22 protein-coding genes, 1 tRNA gene and 4 pseudogenes are annotated in these 24,690 nt (G+C 58.1%); 16 read left to right on the top strand and 11 right to left on the bottom strand.

Annotated elements, in window-relative coordinates:
* The first annotated feature begins 3 nt into the window (after window positions 1-3).
* From FHT76_RS36815 to FHT76_RS36805, 3 genes are all read left to right on the top strand, one after another.
* Window positions 4-1,569 (top strand): response regulator, encoded by a 1,566-nt coding sequence (locus FHT76_RS36815; RefSeq protein WP_183757982.1) that lies wholly within the window; start codon window positions 4-6, stop codon window positions 1,567-1,569.
* A 132-nt stretch (window positions 1,570-1,701) separates the two neighbouring features.
* Window positions 1,702-2,334 carry a hypothetical protein gene (locus FHT76_RS36810; protein WP_183757983.1) on the top strand — a complete coding sequence of 211 codons (633 nt, stop codon included), beginning with the start codon at window positions 1,702-1,704 and terminating at the stop codon, window positions 2,332-2,334.
* 171 nt (window positions 2,335-2,505) lie between these two features.
* The gene (locus FHT76_RS36805) at window positions 2,506-2,772 is read left to right on the top strand and encodes a hypothetical protein (protein WP_183757985.1); all 267 of its coding nucleotides are present in this window, start codon (window positions 2,506-2,508) and stop codon (window positions 2,770-2,772) included.
* Window positions 2,773-3,042: 270 nt separating this feature from the next.
* On the opposite strand, the gene FHT76_RS36800 is transcribed toward FHT76_RS36805, so the two are convergent.
* Window positions 3,043-3,939 carry a DUF72 domain-containing protein gene (locus FHT76_RS36800; RefSeq protein WP_183864670.1) on the bottom strand — a complete coding sequence of 299 codons (897 nt, stop codon included), beginning with the start codon at window positions 3,937-3,939 and terminating at the stop codon, window positions 3,043-3,045.
* A 491-nt stretch (window positions 3,940-4,430) separates the two neighbouring features.
* Between FHT76_RS36800 and FHT76_RS36795 the strand changes: the two genes are divergently transcribed.
* From FHT76_RS36795 to FHT76_RS36780, 4 genes and pseudogenes are all read left to right on the top strand, one after another.
* Window positions 4,431-4,682 carry a GlsB/YeaQ/YmgE family stress response membrane protein gene (locus FHT76_RS36795; RefSeq protein ID WP_183757989.1) on the top strand — a complete coding sequence of 84 codons (252 nt, stop codon included), beginning with the start codon at window positions 4,431-4,433 and terminating at the stop codon, window positions 4,680-4,682.
* Between the two features lie 218 nt (window positions 4,683-4,900).
* Window positions 4,901-6,250, top strand: a complete 1,350-nt coding sequence (locus tag FHT76_RS36790) for a chloride channel protein (RefSeq protein ID WP_259186539.1) — start codon at window positions 4,901-4,903, stop codon at window positions 6,248-6,250.
* Between the two features lie 11 nt (window positions 6,251-6,261).
* A pseudogene (locus FHT76_RS36785) lies at window positions 6,262-6,432 on the top strand (ATPase); the annotation flags it as partial.
* Between the two features lie 216 nt (window positions 6,433-6,648).
* The gene (locus FHT76_RS36780; RefSeq protein WP_310503306.1) at window positions 6,649-7,116 is read left to right on the top strand and encodes an HD domain-containing protein; all 468 of its coding nucleotides are present in this window, start codon (window positions 6,649-6,651) and stop codon (window positions 7,114-7,116) included.
* 138 nt (window positions 7,117-7,254) lie between these two features.
* On the opposite strand, the gene FHT76_RS36775 is transcribed toward FHT76_RS36780, so the two are convergent.
* Entirely contained in the window at window positions 7,255-8,034 is a 780-nt protein-coding gene (locus FHT76_RS36775; RefSeq protein WP_259186538.1) for an alpha/beta hydrolase, read from the bottom strand.
* A gap of 334 nt (window positions 8,035-8,368) precedes the next feature.
* Here FHT76_RS36775 and FHT76_RS36770 point away from each other — a divergent pair, with 334 nt between their 5' ends.
* The 7 genes from FHT76_RS36770 (at window position 8,369) to FHT76_RS36740 (ending at window position 15,388) form a co-directional block, all read left to right on the top strand.
* Entirely contained in the window at window positions 8,369-9,139 is a 771-nt protein-coding gene (locus FHT76_RS36770) for an SDR family NAD(P)-dependent oxidoreductase (protein WP_259186537.1), read from the top strand.
* A gap of 265 nt (window positions 9,140-9,404) precedes the next feature.
* On the top strand, window positions 9,405-10,733 hold the full coding sequence (gene hisD / locus FHT76_RS36765) for a histidinol dehydrogenase (RefSeq protein WP_259186536.1): 1,329 nt from the start codon (window positions 9,405-9,407) through the stop codon (window positions 10,731-10,733).
* A gap of 4 nt (window positions 10,734-10,737) precedes the next feature.
* A complete protein-coding gene (locus tag FHT76_RS36760; protein ID WP_183757999.1) occupies window positions 10,738-11,751 on the top strand; it encodes a zinc-binding dehydrogenase in 1,014 nt (337 codons plus the stop codon).
* Window positions 11,752-11,786: 35 nt separating this feature from the next.
* Window positions 11,787-12,518 carry a histidine utilization repressor gene (gene hutC, locus FHT76_RS36755; protein ID WP_183758001.1) on the top strand — a complete coding sequence of 244 codons (732 nt, stop codon included), beginning with the start codon at window positions 11,787-11,789 and terminating at the stop codon, window positions 12,516-12,518.
* 191 nt (window positions 12,519-12,709) lie between these two features.
* Window positions 12,710-13,723: an ABC transporter substrate-binding protein gene (locus FHT76_RS36750; protein WP_183864650.1), complete on the top strand. Its 1,014-nt coding sequence runs from the start codon at window positions 12,710-12,712 to the stop codon at window positions 13,721-13,723.
* 20 nt (window positions 13,724-13,743) lie between these two features.
* Window positions 13,744-14,604: an ABC transporter permease gene (locus tag FHT76_RS36745; protein WP_183864651.1), complete on the top strand. Its 861-nt coding sequence runs from the start codon at window positions 13,744-13,746 to the stop codon at window positions 14,602-14,604.
* 1 nt (window position 14,605) lies between these two features.
* Complete coding sequence (locus FHT76_RS36740) at window positions 14,606-15,388, top strand: ABC transporter ATP-binding protein (protein WP_183758007.1); 783 nt, start codon at window positions 14,606-14,608, stop codon at window positions 15,386-15,388.
* 41 nt (window positions 15,389-15,429) lie between these two features.
* On the opposite strand, the gene FHT76_RS36735 is transcribed toward FHT76_RS36740, so the two are convergent.
* From FHT76_RS36735 to FHT76_RS36710, 6 genes and pseudogenes are all read right to left on the bottom strand, one after another.
* Window positions 15,430-17,298 carry a N,N-dimethylformamidase beta subunit family domain-containing protein gene (locus FHT76_RS36735; protein ID WP_259186535.1) on the bottom strand — a complete coding sequence of 623 codons (1,869 nt, stop codon included), beginning with the start codon at window positions 17,296-17,298 and terminating at the stop codon, window positions 15,430-15,432.
* 261 nt (window positions 17,299-17,559) lie between these two features.
* Window positions 17,560-18,057, bottom strand: a complete 498-nt coding sequence (locus FHT76_RS36730; RefSeq protein ID WP_183758009.1) for a YidB family protein — start codon at window positions 18,055-18,057, stop codon at window positions 17,560-17,562.
* Window positions 18,058-18,400: 343 nt separating this feature from the next.
* Window positions 18,401-18,589 carry a hypothetical protein gene (locus FHT76_RS36725; RefSeq protein ID WP_183758011.1) on the bottom strand — a complete coding sequence of 63 codons (189 nt, stop codon included), beginning with the start codon at window positions 18,587-18,589 and terminating at the stop codon, window positions 18,401-18,403.
* Window positions 18,590-18,710: 121 nt separating this feature from the next.
* Entirely contained in the window at window positions 18,711-19,445 is a 735-nt protein-coding gene (locus FHT76_RS36720) for an MOSC domain-containing protein (RefSeq protein WP_246720198.1), read from the bottom strand.
* A gap of 15 nt (window positions 19,446-19,460) precedes the next feature.
* Window positions 19,461-20,402, bottom strand: a pseudogene (locus FHT76_RS36715) (GlxA family transcriptional regulator); the annotation flags it as partial.
* A 70-nt stretch (window positions 20,403-20,472) separates the two neighbouring features.
* Window positions 20,473-20,604, bottom strand: a pseudogene (locus FHT76_RS36710) (GntR family transcriptional regulator); the annotation flags it as partial.
* 56 nt (window positions 20,605-20,660) lie between these two features.
* On the opposite strand from FHT76_RS36710, the gene FHT76_RS36705 reads away from it, so the two are divergent.
* A tRNA-Val gene (locus FHT76_RS36705) sits at window positions 20,661-20,736 on the top strand.
* Window positions 20,737-21,293: 557 nt separating this feature from the next.
* Here FHT76_RS36705 and FHT76_RS36700 read toward each other — a convergent pair.
* Window positions 21,294-21,767, bottom strand: a complete 474-nt coding sequence (locus FHT76_RS36700) for a nuclear transport factor 2 family protein (RefSeq protein ID WP_183758013.1) — start codon at window positions 21,765-21,767, stop codon at window positions 21,294-21,296.
* A 473-nt stretch (window positions 21,768-22,240) separates the two neighbouring features.
* Between FHT76_RS36700 and FHT76_RS36695 the strand changes: the two genes are divergently transcribed.
* Window positions 22,241-23,266 (top strand): NADP-dependent oxidoreductase, encoded by a 1,026-nt coding sequence (locus FHT76_RS36695; RefSeq protein ID WP_183758015.1) that lies wholly within the window; start codon window positions 22,241-22,243, stop codon window positions 23,264-23,266.
* A gap of 224 nt (window positions 23,267-23,490) precedes the next feature.
* Here FHT76_RS36695 and FHT76_RS36690 read toward each other — a convergent pair whose 3' ends face one another.
* Both FHT76_RS36690 and FHT76_RS36685 read right to left on the bottom strand, forming a co-directional pair.
* Window positions 23,491-24,438: an electron transfer flavoprotein subunit alpha/FixB family protein gene (locus FHT76_RS36690; protein ID WP_183864652.1), complete on the bottom strand. Its 948-nt coding sequence runs from the start codon at window positions 24,436-24,438 to the stop codon at window positions 23,491-23,493.
* A gap of 24 nt (window positions 24,439-24,462) precedes the next feature.
* Window positions 24,463-24,690: pseudogene (locus FHT76_RS36685) on the bottom strand (electron transfer flavoprotein subunit beta/FixA family protein); the annotation flags it as partial.

Genomic DNA, 24,690 nt, shown 5'->3' with positions numbered 1-24,690 from the left:
CTCATGGACCCCGTGTCCTTTCTCCTGGTGGACGACCTCGAAGAAAACCTCATTTCCCTGGAGGCGCTCTTGCGCCGTGAGGGTCTCAGGCTCCTGAAGGCGCGCTCTGGAGATGAAGCCCTGGAACTTCTGCTGAAGCACGATATCGCCCTCGCCCTGATCGATGTGCAGATGCCTGGCATGAACGGCTTTGAATTGGCCGAACTCATGCGGGGAAACGAACGGTCGCGGCGGGTTCCGATTATTTTCGTGACCGCTGGTAGCCCTGACCGGTCGTGGCGTTTCCAGGGCTATGAAGCTGGCGCCGTCGACTTCATCCAGAAGCCGATCGAGCCCGACATTCTGCGCAGCAAGGCGGAGGTTTTCTTTGAACTCTATCGGCAGCGCCAACAGCTGGCAATGCAGCGCGATGAGCTTGAAGCGCATGCAACCGCGTTGAAGGAAGCCGACCAGAGGAAGGACATCTTCCTTGCAACGCTCGCTCACGAACTGCGCAACCCACTCGCACCACTTCGCCACGGGCTCGACATTCTGAATCGAAAGCCTGACAGCGCCGAGGCGGAGAAAATTCGGTCGACGATGGATCGCCAGCTATCCCATCTGGTGCGGCTGATCGATGATCTTCTCGATGTTTCACGTGTCAGCCAGGGCAAGATCGAGCTGCGCAGAGAACCCGTCAAAGTCCAGGACATCGTCAATCTGGCGGTTGAAGGAAGCCGACCCGCGATCGATGCGGCCGGGCATAGGTTTGTGGCCGACCTGCCAAGCGAAGCGCTATGGGTCGATGGCGATCCCGCTCGCCTCTCCCAGGTCGTCGGAAACCTGCTGAACAACGCGGCCAAGTACACGCCTGAGGGCGGACGGATTGAGATAACAGCCTATCGGGAGACAACGGAGGTCGTCATCGTGGTGTCCGACAACGGGATCGGCATTCCGGAGCATATGCGCTCAAATGTCTTCCTGCTGTTCACCCAGGTCGAGGATCACCTGACACGTTCCCAGGGCGGCCTGGGCATCGGCCTTTCTCTTTCGAAGCAGCTCGTGACCTTGCATGGCGGCCGGATAGAGGCAAAAGCTGGCCCAACGGGAACCGGCACATGCTTTGTCATTCGGCTGCCTCTCGTTTCCGCTCCGGCGGAAACCACGCCTGAAGCCCGACCGAGCGTGGATGAAACTGTTTCTGAACAGACAGGAAAGGTTCTCATTGTCGATGACAACGTCGACGTCGCTCAGGTGGTGGGCTGGATGGTGGAGGAGATCGGATACGAATATCACCTCGTTCATGACGGACGGGAAGCTCTTCAGGCGGCCCGCTCCTTCCAACCCGACATCGTGCTTCTCGACATCGGCTTGCCTCATATGGATGGGTACGAGGTGTGCCGCGCATTTAGAGCCGACGGCGAATTCAAGGATATTCCGATCATCGCCCAGACCGGATGGGGACAGAGCAAGGATAAGGACCTCGCTTCGGCGGCTGGTTTCAACCACCATCTGACGAAGCCGGTCGATCTGGACGAACTTGGATCGGTTCTTGGCCAGATTGTTCGGGAAACGCCAAGAGCTCAGTAACGACGTGCAGCTACCGACGATGATCCTTCGAGGGCTTGTCGGGACCAAGGCCTCCCATTCACGGCATATCCAGTGGCGCCTAAGCGGGCCTGGTCGTTGACGCTTCTGCTTTGAAGTCCCATCTACAGTCAGATGTCAAAGACGAGAAAGAATGTCCCTTCAGACCTGATCCAGACCTGGGCGCTGCCTCCCGCGGCCACGCTGGGGTCATCCGTGCGCGCCAAAGGGATCCTCCTCGAGATCAGAGCCCGATTGCCTTCCGTAAGCCGCAAGTCGCTTGATCTCAGCGGTAGCTTTCTCACCTTGGGAATGCCCGAATGTGCGAAAGCCGAGTTTCGCAGGGCCTCGGCAGTCGTCGCCGAGGCACTTGAAAATATCGAAAGCCTCCCGGTGATTCCTCGCGAAATTGAGGAAATCCTATCCATATCCACAACCGAGAGACATCGCTGGCTCAACGATGGCCGACTGCCGAGTGCTGGAACCCGAACGGTGAAGCTTCGTGGGCGTGCACGCAAGATAACCTTTCATGTCTTCGACCCACGGGCGGTCGAGGACATGCTCGACCGCGGTATCGTCGACGAATGGCGCGAAGACGACGCCGCAACTGCGGCGGAAAACAGAAGGCGTGCGGCCTGGAAGGCGAAACTGACCCGCTCCCTCAAGAAGGGTGGCAAAGCTCCGACGCCGCCCGAGGTGAGCGCCGACGATGAACCGTCGAAACTGCGCGGCTGGGAAGAGTTCGGGCGCGAAGGCTTTCTTCGTTAGGCTGTCAGCCTTCCTCACCCCGTTCGAATGGTCCCGGTTGCTGAGCTTAAACGATCTCAACGGTATTGCCAATTTGGCCCGAATTGCCGAACTGGGCGGCATGATGTCGGAATACGGGGTGGAACCGGACTGACGGCTGCTCGTTGTGAGATAAAATAAAGGAGCCATCAAATGACCTACGTCGCATCGCCGACCTACTCGGACAACCCGTTTGCCCGGCAAGCCAACCTCAAGCAGTGTCTCGAGACCGCCAGGCATCGCCTCAATGAGACGTCAAACGCCTCGGAAGCAGAGAGACTGGAAATTCTGGTTTCCTCGGCACTAGCCGCCGGCTGGGGCGAAGATGAAACCCGCGCTGCCCTCAACAGTGACGAGCGCCCGCAAGCTGTGCTACCCCAGCCCAACCAGATCGGCCTTGTGCCATCGTCGTCGCTATGAGCATTCACCGACCATCAAATCGGGAAATTGGACCCTGGCTTATCTTGCTGGCCAGCATTATCGCGATGGGATTGGCCATCCTTGCCGGGGCTAAAATAGGCTCGCAGTACGAGCAGCACCGAAATCGCGTTGCGGTGACCGAGCGAGGGTAGCCACTTCGACATGATCGCTAAGCAAGCTGCCGGGTTTGCAGGGCGTGACTGACAAAGCCATCACCACAAATTGCCAGCCACGTACGATCCACCCTATCAAAGATAAATGCCTGCTTTTCTAGCTGCCCACCATCGGGTTCTGCGCTTCAAGCAGTCGGCAAAGCGCCTCGGCGTTCTTGACTGCATTGGCATCACGGTCGTTATTGAAATAGGCCCAGACCCGTTTCGCGCCACTAGCTTTAATGCGCTCGACCCATCCGAGCAGCTCCTCGTCGCTATAGTCATGTCGATACCACTGGGTGGTGCCGTGAAAACGTAAATACACGTCGTCCGAAGTCTTGACGAGTTGATCAGGAAGCCGCGGTCCGCTGGTTGAACAAAAGATCACTCCGGCAGCCTCGAACTTCCTAAACACAGTATCATCCCACCAGCTCTTATGCCGGAATTCGACGACGTTCCGTCGAGCCGGGTCAAGCTGACAGAGGATCAAATCCAGCATCTCCGTTGTGTAGCGCACGCGCGGAGGCAGCTGGAACAAAAAGCACCCCATATGGTCTCCAAGCACGTCCGAAATATAGCCGAAGTCCCGCACCAGTTCGTGGGTGCCTTCGAAAGCTTTGATGTGCGTAATTAACTCACATACTTTCACGGTGTAGACGAAGGCGTCATCTGCCTGGCGCAGCCATGTCTTTATGGTGGCGAGCGTTGGCCAAGAATAAAACGGGGCATTAAGCTCGACGGTTCGAAAACTTTTCTGATAATGGGCAAACCATTGGCTTCGTGAAAGATCGGAGGGATAGAATCGTCCGTTCCAATGCCAGTAATACCACCCCGAACAGCCGATTTGAATGTTGCTTACGGCCGAGAGCGCTCCGGGGTAGCTGGCCTGTTTGGCACCCATTCTAAGATCGTGCATTTTTGCGGCGCGCTCTTCATTTTCATTGCGCTGCTTCTGTCGGCGCAAGGCCCGCCGGGCCCTGCGCGCCTCCACCTCTTCTTCTGCCGGGACTGACATCAGCGTCCTGAGCTCCGGATCCTGTATGCGTTTGGCGGGTCCTGGCTGCGACCGGATTGCATTGGCTATCGCGAGGGCCGAGAAGCAACTTTTCGTTCGGACCATGCCTTTTCGCCTCCAAGAAAAACTGGGACGACCATCATCCCTGGAGACAACATCCCTCGTAAGAAATCGTTCCGGTGCGCTACTCGAACAGCCGGAGCCGGGCAACCCGGCCGGACAGCAACCGAGCGAAGCATCGTCTTCGTCCGGACCCCAAAACGTTGAACTTTCAGGAAAACACGGCCTCCTCGGTTGTCGCTGCTGGCTGGAGTTGAAACCCCTCCCGGGACGCGGAAGGCCCGAAAGCGTCGTACCAGATGGTCGCGGTCATCCAGGTATGTCCGCCGTTGAAGTTCCGAGAAGCGATCGGTGATTGACGGCGGCGCGTCCCGCTCTAGGTGCAATGAACTGTAGTCAATTTGGATCAGCATTATTTCGAGAGGTTTAACATGGAAGAAGCAGGTATCGGCTGGATTGCAGCGATTATCATCGGCGGTATTGCGGGATGGCTCGCCGAGCAGTTCATGAAGTCGAACATGGGGGTGCTGATGAACATCATCCTCGGAATCGTTGGGGCTATCATCGCCAATATCTTGCTTTCGCTGGTCGGTATCGTTCTGAGCGGTTGGCTCGGATACCTGGTTGCCGGATTTGTCGGAGCCTGCATATTGATTTGGGTGGGAAGGCTCATCCGCCGCTAATGCGTAAGCCCAGACCGGCACTTTCTGCAGAGCGAAACATTAAGCCGGCTCGATCGGTCATCAGGTGGCGGTTCGGACCATGCAGTCCGACCCTGGGATCAAGGAATTGCTGCAGTGGAATTATTGGTTGATGATTTGAGCCACGACGTAAGGGGTGACGCGTACTGCTTTATGGCGCTAAAAGGCTCGGGTTAAATACCGTTCTGCCAGAGTTTCAGATGCCAAGCGCTTATCGCAAATCAAAGCTTTTCCGTCGTTCTCGTGTTCTTCGGGGTTCCTTGTCCCTCTGGCGTACAAGGGCCGTATTTTGGTTCGGCGCAATCGCGATAGGCGTTGTAAGTGTCATATTTGCCAAACTTGCCGATCTTGCGCAAAGGGCTTTCACCTCGATTGGATCATCGAGTGAGTTCGCATTTTTGTTGCCTCTGTTGATTACGCCACTGGGATTTATGCTGTCTGCTTATCTAGCAGCCAAAGTGTTCCCAAACTCTCAAGGAAGCGGCATTCCGCAGGCGATAGCCGCCCGGCATCTCCAGGAGAATGAAGACCGTCAGCGCTTGTTGTCTTTGAAGATAGCAGTTGGCAAAATCATGCTGACGATTTTGGGCCTGTTTTGCGGCGCTTCGATTGGACGCGAAGGACCAACTGTTCAAGTTGGCGGAGCAATCATGCTCGCGGTGGCTCGCTTCGGAGGCATGGCGCAGGCCAGAGGCCTTATCCTGGCAGGTTCCGCAGCCGGTATCGCCGCCGCTTTCAACACACCGCTCGCCGGGATCGTCTTTGCAATCGAAGAGATGAGTCGGAGCTATCAGTCGCGTGCGAATGGTATCGTCCTGACCGCTGTCATTCTTTCCGGCATGGCGGCTCTCGCTCTTGCGGGTAGCTATAATTATTTCGGCGAAGCATCGGCAACCCCAACTGACATTCGAGATTGGGGGCTGGTCTTGATCTGCGGTGTTGGTGGCGGCGCACTCGGCGCTTGCTTCAGTGGTTTCGCCCTCCATTTCGGTCAGCGCCTTCGCCGTTGGGTCCGCCCACAGCCACTCACACGGACGGTCGCGGTTGCAGGACTTTGCGGTCTACTCGTTGCCGTCATTGGGGTTGCATCCGCCAGTGCGACATTCGGCACTGGCTATGAACAGGCCAGAGGCGCTGTCGAGGGTCATGCCCTTCCAATGCTGTTCTTCATCGAAAAGCTTGCGGCAAGTTTTCTTTCGATGCTGTCCGGCATACCCGGCGGTATCTTCGCCCCGTCACTCGCCGTGGGCGCAGGATTCGGCAGTACAGTTGGATCATTGCTTGGCACCAGCATTGCCCTGGCAGCGATCCTTGGGATGGCAGGGTACTTTTCCGGTGTCGTGCAAGCGCCGATGACAGCTTTCGTTATCATCCTGGAAATGACTGGCGATCACCAGGCCGTGATCCCAATCATGGCCGTTTCCATGATCGGCTATTTAACATCGCGGATATTGTCGCATGAACCACTATATCATGGACTTTCGAGGGTCTTCATCGCTTCCGCGATCCGTGCCCGTCGGTCGGAACAAAGAATCCAAGCTCCGGCTTAGGCAGCAGTTGCGTTCGTTTTCGCGCCACCGTGACCTTTGATGAACAGGGCGACGGCAAGACAGTGCTGACGATGCGCCAGCTCGACCCTACTCGCGAGCGGCGTCAGATCGTTATCGGCTTCGGTGCGGTCAAATATTGGCTGCAGACACTGGATGGTCTCGCGGTTTGGCTGGATGGCTGAAGGATTGGATGAGGTTGCGTATATCGACGTTGCCAACTCGCTAATGGACCGAAGGTCATTACTGAACCATCGGACCTTGGTCCGGCTTCCACAACGAACGGACAGGCCTAGTTCCTCCTATTTAGTGAGGGAAAAGAGAGAAGCTGCGGTTCTTGAGAAACGCATCGCGACCTCTCCGCAGAAGGAAAAGCAGGATGCGGTCCTGAAGAGGTGAAGATGATGAGCTTTGACGGCCACGCAACCGATACCGATGAGCATGCATCGATGTCCGACCTTCTGAAAGCAGTTAAGCTCGCTTTCGATGGCCACTCGGGTCAGAAGGACAAACAGGGCGAGCCCTATTTTTCCCACTGCAAACGTGTTGCCGAGGCCGTCACCGACGAGGACGAACGAACAGTCGCCTATCTGCATGATCTGGTCGAGAAGGCACCGGGTTGGAGTCTGGAACGGCTTCGCGAACAGGGCTTCAGCCCGCTGATCGTTGATGCCGTGGACGCACTCACTAAACGCCCCGGCGAAGACGACGAGAGATTCGTCCTCAGGGCAGCGTCCAATCAGATTGCCCGGCCCGTGAAAATAGCCGATCTCAAGGACAACCTTGCCCAGGCTCGAAAGATGAATTCAGATACGTCCAGATACGAACATGGGCTCAGGATCATCGAGAAAAAATTCGGACGCGACTGACACGCCGGACGCGGGTCGGTTGCGCATAGCATCGACCGGTTTTTCGGCTGTGCACTCATTCGCCTGGAAGCACTCGCAAACTTTTAGACAGGATGTTTTTGCCCGCCGCGAAGCGCTATGGGATGGGATGCTGTTGGGCTAGATCGCCGGCCTCCCCGCCGTATTCCGTTCGACCCACTGGTAGACGAAGCCCGCCACCTCTTCCCAACCCGGCTCGTTGCAAATGAAGTGGCTGCGTCCGGGATAGTTCAGGAAATCGGTCACGCTGCCCACGTCCTTATATGCCTTGTAGTTCTTTTCGTTCAGCTCGGACGGAATGATTTCATCTCTCTCGCCGCCGATCAACAGCAATGGCGCATGCGGACATTCCAGATCAATGCGACCGGCCCCTCCCATGCAGTCGCGCAGCACGTTGCGGCTATCATGTGTCGCAGTTTCCTCGAAGGCAAGCGCCGCGTCTGCTCTGGACAGCGAATTCGCAAATGACCGGTGGAACGTCTTGGCATCCATGAAAACAGGTTCATCCCCCATGAGAGGGTTAGCTATGATTGCTGCGTTCTTGATGAAGCCCCAGTCGAATTCGAGCATACGATTGGGAGCGACAGAAGAGATCGCCGCGCCGGCGGATAAGAGTCCTTTCGCGACAAGGAGCTGCGTGACCAGTCCGCCGACAGAGTGGCCGATCATGACGGGGCGATCGTAGTTGCCAACAATCCTTTGCATTGTCGCGACGACGTCATCAAGGCTGAGTTCGCCAAGCCCTGGAGGAGGACTTTCACGCAGCTCCGCCGGATCACCATCGTGCAATGGCCAGGCAGGAACAACGCACTCAAAACCATGACGGGAGAAGTATTCTCCCCATCTCGTCCAACTTTTCGGATTCTGAAACATGCCGTGCACAAATATAATGGTTGTCATAGCACTTCCTCTTCTGTTGGAAGAAGGCGAACGACAGCAAAGGGTAATCGTTCCAACAAGCAGGCCGCGCCCAGAGACTGCAAATGACCGCTCTTGAACGTCCCCCCGCACCAATGCATGCCATCAGCTCTTTCCGATGCGAATCCATGCCCGCAGATAAATCCCTGAAGTTCAATCGGTCGAGGTACAAGCAGCACGAGACTGAAGACCGTTCGTCCGTCGACAACCATGGCCATCGCTTACGCAGGCCTCGATCAGTGTCGTAGGAAGACTGGTCTTTTGCGCATAAATATGCTTCCGGCGACGACATAGGTTTCAATAGCAAGAGGATCCCATGGCCCAAAACATGTTCGACCTGACCGGACGGGTTGCAGTGGTAACCGGTGCCAGCCGTGGCCTTGGCCAATGGATCGCACTTTCCCTTGCGCAAGCCGGGGCAAGTCTCTGTGTTACCGCTCGCGACGAAACGTCGCTTGATGAGACGAAACAGAAAATCGAAGCCCTTGGCAGGACATGCCTGACCAGCGCCCAGGATGTCACCGACGTCTCCTCCATCGACGAAACGTTGAACCGGTTTGATACGATTGCAAGCGGGATCGATATCCTCGTCAACAATGCCGGTTGCGAGCAGGTGGCTCCCTCGCTCGATGTCGATGAAGCGATCTGGGACAAGATTATCGGAACGAACCTAAAGGGTGCCTTCTTCTGGTCGCAGGCCACAGCACGGCGGATGTCCAGTCGGGCCACCGGTGGAAGCATCATCAACCTCTGCTCTCTCACCTCATATGTCGGCATTCCCACAGCCGTGCCCTACGGCTCTTCGAAGTCTGGGCTTCTCGGCATGACACGTGCGCTCTCGGCCGAATGGGCCCCGCTTGGCATCCGCGTAAATGCGATCGCTCCCGGTTACTTCCGCACGGCAATGACGGAAGGCTTCTACCAGGACGGAAACTGGTCGGAGCGGATGCTCGACAAGATCCCGCAGAAGAGGTTCGGTGAACCTTCCGATATTGGCGGTGCCGTGGTCTTTCTTGCGAGCGAAGCCTCTGCCTATGTCACCGGGCAATGTATTGCCATTGATGGCGGTTTTCTTGCGTCCATCTGAGGCTGCCAAACGCGGTCCTTGCCCTTGACAGCGACGGGTTCACCATTACACATGCTGTATAGACAACTATAGACAATAACGGCAACGAAGTCGTCGACTTCCTGGGAATCTGCCGGGCTCAAGTCCGGCGTCCTCGCGTGATCAGAAATCCTGCTGGAGGCACCCGTTGCGTTGCGCTCCTGCCGGCCGCATCCAGTTTTTGTCGGCCACGACCTTGTCGTGGCAAAAGGCCGCCTGCGCGGTCTAGAACCAAGGGCCCATGCAAATGACTGACGTCACCTTCCACGACTATTCGAAACTTGGTGCTGGCGAGAAAGTCGCTCTTCTGCGCCGGTCCGAGACCGATATCTCGGCCTTCATCGAAAAGGTTGCGCCGATCTTGGAAGCCGTGCGAACGGAGGGTGATCGCGCCATTGCCCGCTTCGGACGTGACCTCGACAAGGCAAATGTCACGGAAGAAACCATCAAGGTCACGGAGGTGGAGTTCGATACGGCCTTCACGGCAGTCAGTGAAGATGTGATCGAGGCAATCACCTTCGGCATCGAGAACATCCGCCATTTTCACGAGGAACAAAAGCCTGAGGCCATGTGGCTGAAGGAGATCAAGCCTGGGGCCTTCGCGGGCGACCGCTTCACACCGATCAAGTCGGTCGCGCTTTATGTCCCACGCGGCAAGGGGTCGTTTCCATCCGTTACAATGATGACCTCCGTCCCGGCGGTTGTAGCAGGTGTTCCAGAACTCGCGATCGTCACGCCACCAGCACCTGACGGCAGCGTGGATGCCGCAACGCTTGTCGCAGCACGTCTCGCCGGCGTCAGGACGGTCTACAAGGTCGGCGGGGCGCAGGCTGTCGCCGCTGTCGCCTACGGCACGGAGACGATCAAACCCGCGCTCAAAATCGTCGGACCGGGAAGTCCATGGGTGGTTGCCGCCAAGCGGAGCCTCGCCGGCATCATCGACACCGGGCTTCCGGCCGGCCCTTCCGAAGCGATCATCTTCGCTGACGACACCGTTCATGGAGGCCTGGCGGCACTCGACCTCCTGATCGAGGCCGAGCACGGCCCCGACTCCTCCGCCTATCTCGTCACCCATAGCCGCAGGGTTGCCGAGGAGGCGCTTGGCGCCCTCCCAGAGCACTGGGCCCGCATGACCAAGCAACGCGTAGAATTTTCCAGTGCCGTCCTTTCAGGCAGATGCGGCGGTATCATCCTCACCTCGTCGATTGAGGAGAGCTATGATTTCGTCAATGCCTATGCGCCCGAGCACCTTGAGATTCTCTCGCAGGATCCCTTTGCCCATCTTGGACACATCACCGAGGCGGCGGAAATCCTCATGGGACCTCATACGCCCGTCAGCATCGCGAACTTCTGCCTCGGGCCGAACGCGGTGCTTCCGACGAGTCGCTGGGCGCGGACATTCGGTCCGCTCTCTGTGACCGACTTCGTGAAACGCAGTTCGATCGGCTATGTGACGGCCTCTGCCTATCCCGAGTTTGCCAAGCGCGCCCATAAGCTTGCCGAATACGAAGGGTTCTCGTCCCACGCGCATGCCGTTTCAGCCGTCCGTGATGACTATCTCCCGAAGCGAGGCTAAAGCGATGAAGGCCGTTCGCCTGCACGATGCGCTCGATCTTCGGGTCGAGGAAATCGAAAGTCCCGGCCCTCCACCGGCGGGCTCCGTAACGATCGATGTTCGTGCAGCAGGGATCTGCGGCTCGGACCTTCATAATTTCCGGACGGGGCAATGGATCAGCAGGCGTCCGTCGACCGCCGGGCATGAGTTCTGTGGACGGATATCGGCGATTGGAGAGGGTGTCGAAGGGCTTGCCGTGGGCGACCTGGTCGTCGCCGACTCCCGATACTATTGCGGTGAATGCAATGCCTGCAGAGCCGGATGGACCAATGTCTGCGAGCGGCTCGGGTTTGTCGGTGAGGTCTGCGATGGCGGTTTTGCCGAGCAGAGCCAGTTGCCTGCAAGGCTTGTCAGGAAGCACGATCCGTCACTCGTCCCTGCCATTGCCGCCATGGCCGAACCTCTTGCCGTGGCCCTTCATGCCGTCCGTCGGCTCTCCCCCCGCGTTGGCGAAGCGGTCATAGTCATCGGCTGCGGCTCGATTGGCGGCCTTTGCGGCCTGCTTCTGTCGCGTCTTCATGACGGAAAGCTGCTCTTTGCGGACATGAACGTGGACCGCGCAAACATGGTCGCCAGGATCTGCGGCGGAGCCGCGGTTCCGCTCGACAAGGTAAAGACAAGAGACGGTCTTGACGGCGCCTCCCTTCGTTACGCAATCGATGCCACCGGAAACACCAAGGCGATCGAACAGGGTATCGAGATCCTCGATGGAGGCGGCACCTTTGCTCTCGTCGGCATCAGCCACGGGAAGATCGATCTCGACCCGAACACCCTGGTCGAGCGCGAGATTGCCCTTGTCGGATGTCACGCCTTCGAGAGTGAGCTTGGCGATGCCATCGCCCTCTTGCCCGAGCTTCAGTCTTCACTTCTGGAATTCATCGACGTCCGGCCCTCGCTCGACGACATTCCCGATGCATATCGCCAATTGAGCGAAGGGCGGGCAACCAAGCTGAAAACCATTATTCGCATCGCCGATTGATCAAGACACGCAAGGCGTGAGACGGAGCTTAAATATTGACCGGTCTCTCAAATACCGCGCTGCCACTCTACGAGAAGGTCAAGGACTTCGTCCTCGACAACATCGGTAACGGCAACTGGCCACAGAACGGGAGGCTCCCGTCCGAGCACGATCTGGTATCCTCGCTCGGAGTGTCCAGGATGACTGTCCACCGCGCATTGAGAGAACTGACCGACAAGGGCTACCTCAGGCGCGTCCAGGGAGTCGGCACCTTTGTTTCGCCTCCGAGAGCCCAATCCACCCTGATCGAGATCAGCAACATCGTCAGCGAGATAAAGGACCGGGGAAGTCGACATCGGGCAGAGGTCATCGTCCTGGAGAGAATCGAGAAGCCGGATGAAATGCTGCTCGGGGCATTTGAATTCACAGAGCTCCGACCGGTCGACCATTCCCTCATCGTTCATTGGGAGAATGACGTTCCTGTTCAACTGGAGGAACGATACGTCAATCCGGCACTTGTGAAATACTATCTCGATCAGGATTTTACGTCTGGTGCGACCTACGATTACCTACAGCACAGTACGCCACTGACCGAGGTCGAGCATCTGATCAGCGCCATTCCCGCGACGGAACGGGACGCAAAGCTTCTGCATATCCGTGAACGTGACAGTTGCCTGGTCCTCAACCGGAAGACTTGGACCGGACCGACCGTCGCTACAGTCAATACCTTCACCTATGTCGGCAGCCGCTATGCGCTCGGGAGCCGATACCTGCCACCAGCAAAATGACTGGTTAGGGTAGGTCGTGGCGTGGAGGCGCTGAATGGAAAGACATCAGCCTTACCGGGTAGCGACAGGGCGACATTAAAATGTATGCCAAATCGAAAAGCACTGCCATCACACCCGCTATTCCGCCTTGATGTTCGGGCGTGAAACTTGAAAAGATGCAACGCTAACAACGAGAGAAAGAGGGGTTTGAAATGAACTACGCTATCATCAGCAGGCACGTTTACCGCGGAGCGCTGGCACTCGGGATCGTCGGTGCGCTCGCCTTCAGTCCGGTTGTCGCACAGGACATCCCGGCAAAGCCGGAGGCTGGCACCTTCAAGATCGGGATCGAGCCATGGCTCGGTTATGGCCAGTGGCACGTGGCGGCAAGCAAGGACCTGTTCAAGAAAGCCAATCTCGAGAACGTCGAGCTGGTCAACTTCACCGAGGACAAAGACATCAACGCCGCGCTCGCAAGTGGTCAGCTTGATGCCGCCAACATCGCCACCCACACCGCCATGGGCATGGTCGCTGCCGGTCTTCCGGTAAAGATCGTCTCCCTGCTTGATTTCAGCCTGAAGGCCGATGCCATCCTCGCCGGCAGCGACGTCAAGAGCGTTGCTGACCTCAAGGGCAAGAAGATTGCCTTCGAGGAAGGCACGACCAGCGATATCCTCCTGAACTACGCCCTTGCCAGCAACGGCATGACCATCAAGGACATAGAACGCGTGCCGATGCCAGCAGCCGACGCCGGAACCGCATTGATCGCAGGACAGGTTCCCGTTGCAGTAACCTACGAGCCTTACATTTCGACCGCACTTGCCCAGGACAAGAACATCCAGCTCCTGTTTGAAGCAGGCAAGGACCCGGGTCTCGTCTCCGACGTCCTCGTCGTTCGCGAGGAAGTGCTGAAGGAAAGGCCGGGACAGGTGCTGGCGATGATCAAGGCCTGGGATGCGGCACTTGCCGACTACAAGGCCAATACGGAAGAGGACCGCGCCATCATTGCAAAGGCCGTTGGTGCCTCGCCGGATGATCTGAAGACCGCCTTCGACGGCGTTCAGTACTACACCTCCGCGGAGGCTTCGAAGGCCTTTGCCGGTGACTTCAAGAGCAAGACCTTCGCCGATGTTCTGAAGGCAGCCAAACAGGCCGGCCTTCTCACACAGGACGTTTCCGCTGACAGCATGATCGACACCTCGTTCGTTGACGCCGCGAACAAGTGACCTCTGCCAACGGAACCGTAATGTCTAGCTCCAAAATGCCCTCGACATCCAAGGAAAGATCCCGCGCGCAATCGCGCGCGGGCGTCGGCCGGCCGCCAAGCGCGTTCCGGATCGGCGATCCGATCGGCGGCCGGGCCTTCTTCATGATCGCTCTTGCCGTCTTCGTCCTGCTCTTTGCCATCTGGTGGATCACGACCGGCACCGGTTGGGTGAAGCCTATCTTCCTGCCCTCTCCGACAGCGGTCTGGGCCAAGATGGTCGAACTCGCCGTCGATGGCACTCTTTGGACCGACGCGGGCATCAGCATCTATCGCATGCTGGTCGGATTTCTTCTGGCCTCAGCCATGGCAATTCCGATCGGGATCATGATCGGTTGTTTCAAGACATGGGAAGCGGCCATCGAGCCTTTCGTCGATTTCGTTCGCTACATGCCGGTCGTTGCCTTTGTGCCCCTTACCATTCTTTGGGCCGGAACCGGTGACATCCAGAAATTCGTCATCATCTGGATCGGAACCTTCTTCCAGCAGGTGCTGATGGTCATGGACAGCGTCAAACGCGTTCCAACCGACTTCGTCGGGCTTGGCCGCACGCTTGGAATGTCGGAAACCAGAATCCTGCGCCGCATCGTCCTGCCATCCGCCCTTCCCGGGATCTGGGATACCCTGCGCATCAGCCTGGGCTGGGCCTGGACCTGGCTTGTCCTTGCCGAACTTGTCGCCGCCACATCCGGGCTTGGCTATCGCATTGTCGTCTCGCAACGATATTTTCAGACACAGACCATCATCGGTTACATTCTGCTGCTTGGCTTGCTCGGCCTGATCACCGACCAGAGCATGAAAGCGCTCGAGCGCGTCTTCTTCCGCTATTCCTCGAGGCATTGACATGAGCGAACCCAAACTCAAGATCGAGGGCCTCAACAAGTGGTACAGCGGCAGGAAATCCCGCGTTCATGCCTTAAGCGATATCGAGCTTGAACTTGCCGACAACGAATTCGTCTCCCTGGTTGGCGCGTCCGGGTGCGGCAAGAGCACGCTTCTTTCCATCGTCGCGGGCCTGCAGGGATTTGATAATGGCGTCCTTCTGACGGATGGCGCTCCGATTGTTGGCCCGGGGCTCGATCGTGGGGTCGTCTTTCAATCCTATACGCTCCTGCCATGGTTGACGGCGCAGCAGAACGTCGAATTCGCCCTGCAGGCGGCCGGGATGAGTTCCGCCGAATGCCGGGATGTCGCTCGCCATCACATCGAGCTGGTCAAGCTGGACAAGTTCGCCGATGCTTTTCCCTCGCAACTCTCGGGCGGGATGAAACAACGCGTCGCCATCGCGCGTGCCCTCTCCTACCGTCCGAAAATGCTGTTGATGGATGAGCCATTTGGCGCGCTTGACGCACTGACCCGTCACCAGATGCAGGAGCTTCTAACCCAGATCTGGGAGGAACACCGGCTGACCGTTCTCTTCGTTACCCATGATGTCGAAGAGGCCGTCTACCTCTCCGATCGCATTCTTGCGATGAGCATCAATCCCGGGCGCATCAGTACGACCTTCAACGTCGGGCTTGGACGCCCCCGAAATCAGGAGATGATTTCAACGACGGAATTCATCGCGCTCCAAAAGGAAGTGCTCGCTGCCATCCGTGCGGGCTCCCAGGGCGAACTGGAACATTGAACCCCACGGAGGCCGGCTCGCGGCATCGGCCTCCTTCGTCACTATTCACAACCAAACCTTCCCATCAAGTTCAGCATGATGCGTCCGACGTCGTTATCCTGCGACGGGTTTGGCAGCGCACCGATCCAGGCCACGGAGCCCGTCGAAAAGACAACGCCCCCGCCTTCATGCTGATAGATCGTCATGTCTGCCCGCCGAAGGGCAGTTCGCTCGGCTTCGCCGCCTGCGACCCAAAGATCGGGCCGCACCTGGAAGCTCTCGTCAAAGCCATCCGCAACGGCGAGGCGAACGAGATTCTTTGGTGTCTCCTCCGAGCGGATGACCGCATCGATCTCGTAGCCGGCAGCACCTCCAAGCACGCCGCCTTCGGCTCCGAAGGTATTGGATAAAACGCCGTCAAAGAGCCACGCATAGTTGCCATAGTGGCTTTCCTCGAGCCGCCGATAGGGTCGAGACTTGCCGAAGCTCATGATCACGTAGGTGACGCCGACAAGAGCTTGCGGATGATGAAGGCCGCGATCCTCCCAGTTTCCACCGGGCTCGCCGGTCATTGCGAGATGGATTTCGCCCGGTCTGCCCGACCAGATGTCGTTCTTCCCGCGCCGCAGCTCCATTTTGTCGCCCTGGAACGCTACGACCCAATAAAATCCGTTTCCACCGAGGTAAGCAAGGCTACCGCCGGAACTGAGATATTCCTTCAGCCCAGTCATCATGGCCGATGACCAGTATTCCGGATGACTGCCTGTCAAAAGCAGTCGATAAGGCGTGATGGCTGCTCTTCCTTCGTCATCGAGATCATGGTCAGTCAGGATGTCGACATCAATTCCATGGCGGCCGAGAAATTTCAGAAGCTGCAAATCGACCGGAAGGAGATGCGGCGAGTTCGAGAGGGGATAGTGATAGTCTGCGCGAAGGGTGGCGCGAGGCCGCCGACTGCTTGTGAGGCTGACCCCGCTCATGTCGCTGTGGACGTCGTAAAGGCTCAGGAAATTGTTGTCGATTGCGAAAAGGTGGGAACGATCGCTGCCATGCCACGGATACCGGTCCGGCGGCAGCTGTTCATCCGCGTATGCGAGATAGGTGGCGGTCGGCAGGAGCACGGCAACCGATGACGTAGGAGCTTGCGGGCGAACAAAGAATGGAAGCTGCTCAACCCCTCGGTCCGTCTCTATTGCGACGGCATAGACGCCCGGTCGTGCGTCCGCCGGCACCGATATGACGAGATCGGCTGCCCAGTCGAAGCCGGCAAAGTCGTCATCGTGCAGATGGATCGCGTCAAAATGATCGGCGTCGACACGCGGGTCGTGAATCTCGCCGGTAAATCGAGGTGAGGCAACCGCAAAAGTCGGAGCATTGCAAATGCGAAGGTCTGGCCCGCCACCATCCACAGGCTTGAGGCTCTCGACAGGGCCACGAACCGGGAAGCACCAACGCAATTTACCGGATGCGGTCTTAAGACTGATCCTCCCGATGCGTGCGTTGAGCGTCAGTTGCGCGTGTGAGGCCTCGGCGCCAATATGGATGGTGGCTGGTTTTGGCAGGCCAGATGTCCTGCTCTCCACTTCCCTTCCACCGTGATGGGGCGAAAGCCTTAAACACAGTTCCCCGGCATGGAACGAGAGGGATAGACCGTACCAGGTCTCATTGGCGATCGTCGCGACGTCCGTGCCATTGGCCTGTAACCGTCCATCACGATCGATGGTCAGCAAGAAGCCCGGCCAAGTAATGACGGGCTTCACGACATCATTGGAGGTGAACAGAATCTCGACATCAAGGACGAAATCCTGACCGACATCGAACATCGGAATTTCGACCCAGGAGCCGAGGTCGTATGCTTTTACCTCAAAAGACCGAGATGCCTTCCTGACTGTCCAATTCAGGTGCTCGTTCTTATCCCGGTCAATTGTCACGACCGTGGCCTGCGCCGTTGGGTCGGCACAGGAAACATGACACGCTACCCAGCCTCCTGCGCGCACGCTCCACGGCTCAACGTAGCCGACCGCAGGCATCGCGCTATGATTCAATCTTCGTCGCATCGCGTTCCCGTCTCTTCGTGACCGGCTCCTACCAAATCAGACGAGACCAATCCTGCACGAAATGCCTCAATGGCGAAATCAGCGCCTTCGGCATTGCCGGCGGTCAGTGGCTGCAGCTCACCGTACGGCGTGACGTCAGGCGTTTGCCGGAACCGTTCCGTCAGGTGTTAGGCTATCGACAGCTTCCGGAAGAGATTTCGATAGCCGTGAGATAATCTCGTCGCGGTCCAGTCCGGTCTTTCGTTGCAACTCTGCCAGTAGCTCCGGGCCCAGCGCCTGCACCAGCTCCGGGTGATCGATCGGCTGATTTGGACCTTGATTGACCCAGGAGCCCGCCACCTCTCCCTTGCCATTCTTCGAAAATTGATCAAGCAGACTGCCAAGCCCATCGCTCACGACTGATCCAACCGAGCCGCCCTTCAACAAATCTCCAACACCACCCGGCCTGAACAAGCCGCCCAGCAGTCCCCCCAATCCGTTATCAGCGCCGCTCGCCTCGGTGCCTCCGGCAGGTTGTCCCGCGGTTCCTTGCCCGCTGTCGACAAGCTTTCGCAGAATTTCCTGGATTTTGTCCCTGTTCTGGTACCCAGCCACAGCCAATACGCCCAAAAGGGCTGTCAAATTCCTGTTCATGGAGCGCTCCTTGTTTTGCCGCAGGTCCAAGACTTCGAGTCCGGAAATCGAAGTCGGTCCCATAATTCCTGCACTGCGGGTAAGTTCCGAAAATCCAGTCATTGCGGTGTGTGTTGCTCGACGAGGGCCTTTCGTCGTCTCGCGAAGCGAAGCTTCGATAGCCCAGCCGTTCGTGCGGCAAAGCCCGCCAATTTTCGGACATCAGAACGCGGTGCCGTTGTGCCGTCGACCTCGACCGGTGAGGGGTCGCACCGAACGTTCATCGCAGCTCAACGAATGGCCTACGATTGCCAACAGCGTATGACATGCTCCCCAATCGCGGAGATCGCCGTGAGGTACCGTTTCAGAGTCTTTGCTTGGTCGCTGCGCTCTTGCCGTCGGAACTCTTGGAACGCTCTTCGAAGCGATCGGCACCTTTTGCCAGATCCGACCCTTTCTGAGCTTCAACTTTTTTCTCTTCCTTGGCGGCGTTCTTCCGCAATCCGCGTGCGGAGTCTCTACCTTTTTCGGTCTTGGCTTCCTCGATACCCATTTTGGTCTCCTCTGCGTCTCTCGCAGATTAACGAGTGGCCATTGACTTCGTTCCTGCCCACATCCGCCGCATAGAGGCCAAATCAGAGGTGAATTTTCTCAGACCTGCGACAAGTTTGAAACTAGACGAAAACCGCATCGCCAAGACGGATTGCCCCTGGCTCATCCGGTCGGCAATAGACCCCCATATTGCGGTTCCCAAATTTCATCACGTTCCGGAGAATGTCGGGATCGTTTTCCAGACCATCCTGAGCGATGATCGTAAAACCGCATCGTTTGGTTGGCGCGATTACCGTCGCGGCGACATTTCCAAGACGAACAGGCGCGTCGATCCAGTGCAGTTCGGCAAACCCGGAAAGATCGGCCTCAGCCTCCAGATAAATGTTGGGTCGGAACCTACGTCGGTCAGGATTTCCACTGGGGTGGATCTCCTTCAGATGGTCGACCGAAGCGCTTGTCAGAAGATGCAAGGGTGATACCACGTACCGGTCAGCCGCAAATAAAGCGTCGCCGGACGCGGACCCCGTTCTCTCATATGGTCTGACCGCCACCTCGAATTCAAAGAAGCTCGTGAGCGCCTCCAGCAGCCGCGGCGCAGTGATAGGAAACCAGTTGTGGCCGGGCACTTGGACTTCCACATCACCATCCGACGCGGTCCGCGACTTGACAAAGACCGCTCTTTGCCAGCGCTTTTCACGCTCGGGATATGCGACCACACCCGTCGCCGCATCGACCAGGGCAAACTGACGATCACCGACAAGGCCAGTCGCCGTAAGCCTACATTGTTCGATCTGTTCGCCCGTAGTTGAACTGACTGGATATCGCCACAGCTCACGGATCGTTCCGACCTTGCGCATCCATTGAATCCCCATTGCAGAGGCCCGAACCTGTGTCGGTGTCTGGCCAAAGATGCGCTTGAACGTGCGCGTGAAGTGAGAGGCATTCTCGTAGCCGACGTCAAGAGCAATTTCGATCAGCGACGTCTTCGATTGCACCAATAGCGCCCGCGCCCTCTCCATGCGCACGCGTGTGTAAGCCTGTGCGGGAGACTTCCAGCCTTGATCAGAAACAATCGCTCAAGTTGTCGCCGTGACAAACGAACCGAGGCTGCGAGCCTCGGGATCGTCATCCCACCCTCGATGTGCTGTTCCATCATGATCATCGCGGCTTTCACGCACTTGTCTTCATAGTCATCGTGCAAAGGGCGCCGGGCTGGATGTCGCCGGCGGAACGCGCCTTTTCGATCTGCAGGACTTCCAGGGCATTTCTCTCGGCCTCGCGACTGATATACCGGAGCACGAGGACGGCTGCGATATCGGCGGCGCTGCTTCCGCCGGCACAGGAACCGCGTTGCCGATCCAGGTTGAATATCCGATCCGATCGCACGGCAAGATCGGGAAAGCGTTCGCGAAATTCCTTGTAGTGCAGCCAGCTCACGCATGTCTCATGCTTCGTCATCAATCCAGCCTCGGCAAGGATGAATGAGTCGGTGCAGAGACCGATCAACGGGATCCTGGCCGCATCCGCACGCTTGGCGAAAGCGATCGTGTCGCGATCGACCGGATCCATGGCTGTCAGAAGTCCCCCAACAACAACAATGTCATCAAACTCGCCGGATCGACGAAATCCGGGGTCGGGGCCACCTGCACGCCGCAGCTGGAGGTGATCAGATGCCTGGTACTTCCAAGCACCTGCCAGTTTGCGGTCACGCGTCCCGAACGGTCGTGCTCGTCGCTCGCAGGCCTCAGCGTATCGACGAAGAGCGCAAACGCTGAAAGCGTAAAGGATCGAGCGAGCACGAATCCGACCTTCAGACGGCTGGCGGATTTGCCGACCGCGTCTCCCTGCCTGTAGTTGGTAGCTCATCGAGCTCACTCGCGCAGCGCGGTTTGCCTCCAGCTCGATGAAGCCTTCTCCAGCCATCTGGCGCATCAGTTCTCGCACCGGGGGGCGCGACAAGCCGAATTCTTCGCTCAGCGCTACCTCGTCAAGGACAGCACCCGGGGCAAGCTCCATGATCCGCATAGATCACGGCCACCGACGCGGCGGACCGAACCGGACCGATCTCGCGAGGGCGATTAGCTCAGTTGGTAGAGCGCCTCGTTTACACCGAGGATGTCGGGAGTTCGAGTCTCTCATCGCCCACCAGATTCCTCACAAATGTTTCAAAATAGATGCGTCGTATCACAGACGCGCCTCGCGATATCGTGTTTTCTCGTTCCGGTTGGCAAGGTATGCAGTGGCAAGGGGGACAGCCTGAGGAGGCTTAACCCGGAGAGGGTTTCGGCCTGCCATGAGCACCCTGTGACTGCAGTCATCGCGATCACTATGACGATGATTGTGAAGCCGGAGCCAGAAGACTTCTCGGGCCCCGCCCGAGCTTTTTACTCGACGTTCTCCTCGGTCATGGAAGCGATAGAAAGTTCAAGCTTCCATCGAGCTCCTTGCTGGAATGGACAAGGGCCACGCGCGCCTCTCGGCCTCTATCATGAACGGCGTCGTCGCCGCGCCGGTGGTGGTCGGTGACCTGTCGCATGGGTCCCCATAGATCAAGCAATGCATGATCGCGCTACATCACACGATTGATATGCATTTGAGACTTGAGTTGCATTGGCCGTCACGCTGCTTGGGCCGCGTGCCTGGATGCAAGGCTTGGGTCATGCATCCGATCCGCTCCCATCCCGGGGAAAAATCTGGCGCGAGCTCTACAATCCGAGGTCAGAAAGACCAGGATGGTCGACCGGTCGAGGGCCGCCACGGTCCCACCTGTACTTGCGCTCCTGTTCCTTGATCGGCAGATCGTTGATGGAGGCGTATCGGCGTCGCATCAGGCCGTTAGATGCAAATTCCCAATTTTCGTTACCATAGGATCTGAACCAGTTGCCCGAGTCGTCATGCCATTCGTATGCGAACCGCACTGCTATCCGGTTTTCGTGAGCCGACCATAGTTCCTTAATTAGTCGGAATTCCAGTTCGCGCGCCCACTTGCGCGTGAGGAAGCCAACGATTGCTTCGCGACCGGTGACAAACTCGGCGCGATTGCGCCATTGGCTGTCCTCGGTATACGCGAGCGAGACCTTATGGGGATCGCAGGTGTTCCATGCGTCTTCGGCACCCCTCACCTTCAAAACGGCACTTTCGATGATGCAAGGAGGGAACGGTGGGCGTTCTTCATGCATTTGCATAGCCCTTCCGCTTCGATCGCCGATTTGCTGCAAATATATTGCCAATGAATTTTTGCAGGTCCTAGGTTCTCAGCCAAATATTGGTGCTTGGACCCCGCTGCAATGGGAACGGTGTTAGGGCTGCCAATCCCGATCGATGCGTGCCTCCTCTGTGAAAGGCTGTGAGCAGCCAACCATCCCTTCAGTGGACGCAGCAACACCATGCAGGCAGCAACTGTCAGGGGCGCAAAATCGAGATAAGAGGCGCCCAGAGCGGTGGATTGAACGAGCAGCCAGGTCCGTCCGCTTGCCACGTCCGGCCAAGGTCGTAACACAAAACTGGACGCTTGGAGGAAGGACGTTTCTGCCGAAACCCGTGTACATTGACCAACAGGCGTGGGAACGAGTATCACAGGTGTCGGCGACGCCTTTCGGGCGAAACAGCGCGCCCGTCCATGAGCTCACGGGCGCGCCTCGAAGAGGAGCAAATGTTGACCGACAGCCTTACGAATTTTCGGGTAACGTTGGCCTCACGCCCTGTTGGCGAGCCGACCGAAGCGAATTTCAGGATTGATCGGCGGCCGGTGCCCGAGATTGCCGAAGGAGAGATCCTGCTTCAGGTCCTGTACCTGTCGCTCGACCCATATATGCGGGGTCGGATGGATGCCGCCAAGTCGTACGCCGCTCCCGTAGCCATTGGCGACGTCATGGAAGGTGGAACGGTCGCGCGCATATTGAAAAGCCGGAATCGCAGCTACACGCCTGGTGAGATCGTACTCTCTCATTCCGGTTGGCAAAGCTATGCAGTGGCAAATGGCGACGGCTTAAGGAAGCTCAACCCTGAGAGTGCGCCCATATCCACAGCTCTTGGGGTTCTGGGCATGCCGGGCTTTACGGCCTACGCCGGTCTTCGCAATATCGGCAAGCCGATGGCCGGGGAAACCGTTGTCGTGGCGGCGGCCAGCGGGGCAGTCGGATCCGCCGTCGGGCAGATAGCCAAGATCAATGGCGCGCGCGCCGTTGGGATTGCAGGCGGCAAGGAGAAATGCACATTCGTTCTCGACGAACTTGGTTTCGATGCTGTTATCGACCACACCAAGGCGGATTTTGCTGACGCGCTCGCCGCCAGCTGTTCCAATGGCATTGATGTCTATTTCGAGAACGTTGGCGGCCCGATCTGGGATGCGGTATTTCCCCTCCTCAACGATTTCGCCCGCGTACCCGTTTGCGGCCTGATTGCACACTACAACGGCGAGGTTTCTGCACGACCGGATCGGCTGACTGACGTCATGCGGACAATCCTTCGCAAGAGCCTGACCATTCGTGGCTTCATTCAGCGCGAATTTGCCGACCAGCGACCGGAATTCTACCAAGAGGCATCAAAATGGATTGCCGAAGGCCGCCTGAAATATCGTGAAGATATCGTGGATGGCCTGGAGAATGCGCCAAGGGCATTCATAGGCCTTCTGAAGGGTCGAAACTTTGGCAAGTTGATTGTCCGCGTAAGCGAGTGAGTGGACAGTCAGCTGTCAAGAGACCCTATGTCCGAGCCGGCCGCCTTATCGCCTTGGCCATTTACGACGAGTGGTCGCGACACAACAGATGGGAGTGGTCGACCAGCATATTCCGCCGTCGCTAGATTTGCCGCCCGCAAATCGGACTTTACCTGTGCCAGCAGAGCAGCCCACCAACTGACTGCGATCGGTACGCTCGGCCGCTCTCGGGCTTTTCGAAGCGGTCAGGCGGACCGCTCTACCTCCGGCAACACCTCGAAGAGATCGCCGACGAGACCGTAGTCGGCGACCTGGAAGATTGGCGCCTCCTCGTCCTTGTTGATGGCGACGATGACCTTCGAATCCTTCATGCCGGCGAGATGCTGGATGGCGCCTGATATGCCGCAGGCGATGTAAAGGTCAGGTGCCACGACCTTGCCGGTCTGCCCGACCTGCCAGTCGTTCGGGGCGTAGCCGGCATCGACGGCGGCGCGCGAGGCGCCGACGGCGGCCCCGAGCTTGTCGGCGACCGGCAGGATGACTTCCTTGAACTTCTCGGCCGAGCCCAGCGCCCGGCCACCCGAGATGATGATCTTCGCCGAGGTCAGTTCCGGACGCTCGGAGGCCGACAGCGCCTCCTTGACGAAGGTCGAGAGACGAGAAGAAAGGGCTGCCGTCGAGATCTCCTCGACGGCAGCAGTTGGGCCTTGGGGACCGGCCTGGGAGAACGAAGCGGTGCGCACGGTGATGACCTTCCTGGCGTCGGTCGCCTTCACCGTCTGGATGGCGTTGCCGGCATAGATCGGCCGCTTGAATGTGTCCGCCGAGACCACTTCGATGATCTCCGAGACCTGGGCGACGTCGAGCAGGGCGGCAACGCGCGGCATGACGTTCTTGCCGGTCGAGGTGGCGGCGGCAATGATCGTATCATAGCTTGCCGCGAGTGAAACGATCAGTTCGCCGAGCGGCTCGGCCAGATTGTTGGCAAGCGCGTCGCTTTCGGCGAGCAGCACCTTGGAGACACCGGAGAGCCCGGCAGCCGCATTGGCCGCTGGTTTGGCGCCCTTGCCGGCGACGAGCACGGTGACGTCGCTACCCTGCTCCTTGGCAATCATAGTTGCTGCCGTCAGCGCCTTGGCGGTCTGGTCGGAAAGGTGGCTGCCGTCGTGATCAGCCAGAAGAAGAATGGCCATGGATATGTCTCCCTTTCTCGAACCCTAGAGGACGCCGGCTTCGGTCTTCAGCTTCTCGACCAGCTCGGCGACCGACTTGACCTTGACGCCCGCCTTGCGGCCGGACGGCTCTTCGGTCTTCAAGACCTTCAGGCGCGGCGCGGTGGAGACGCCGAAATCGGCGGGGCTTTTCTTGTCGAGCGGCTTCTTCTTCGCCTTCATGATGTTCGGCAGCGAGGCATAGCGCGGCTCGTTCAAGCGCAGATCTGATGT

Source organism: Rhizobium sp. BK176 (assembly GCF_024808055.1).
This window is presented reverse-complemented; position numbering and strand designations above follow the sequence as displayed.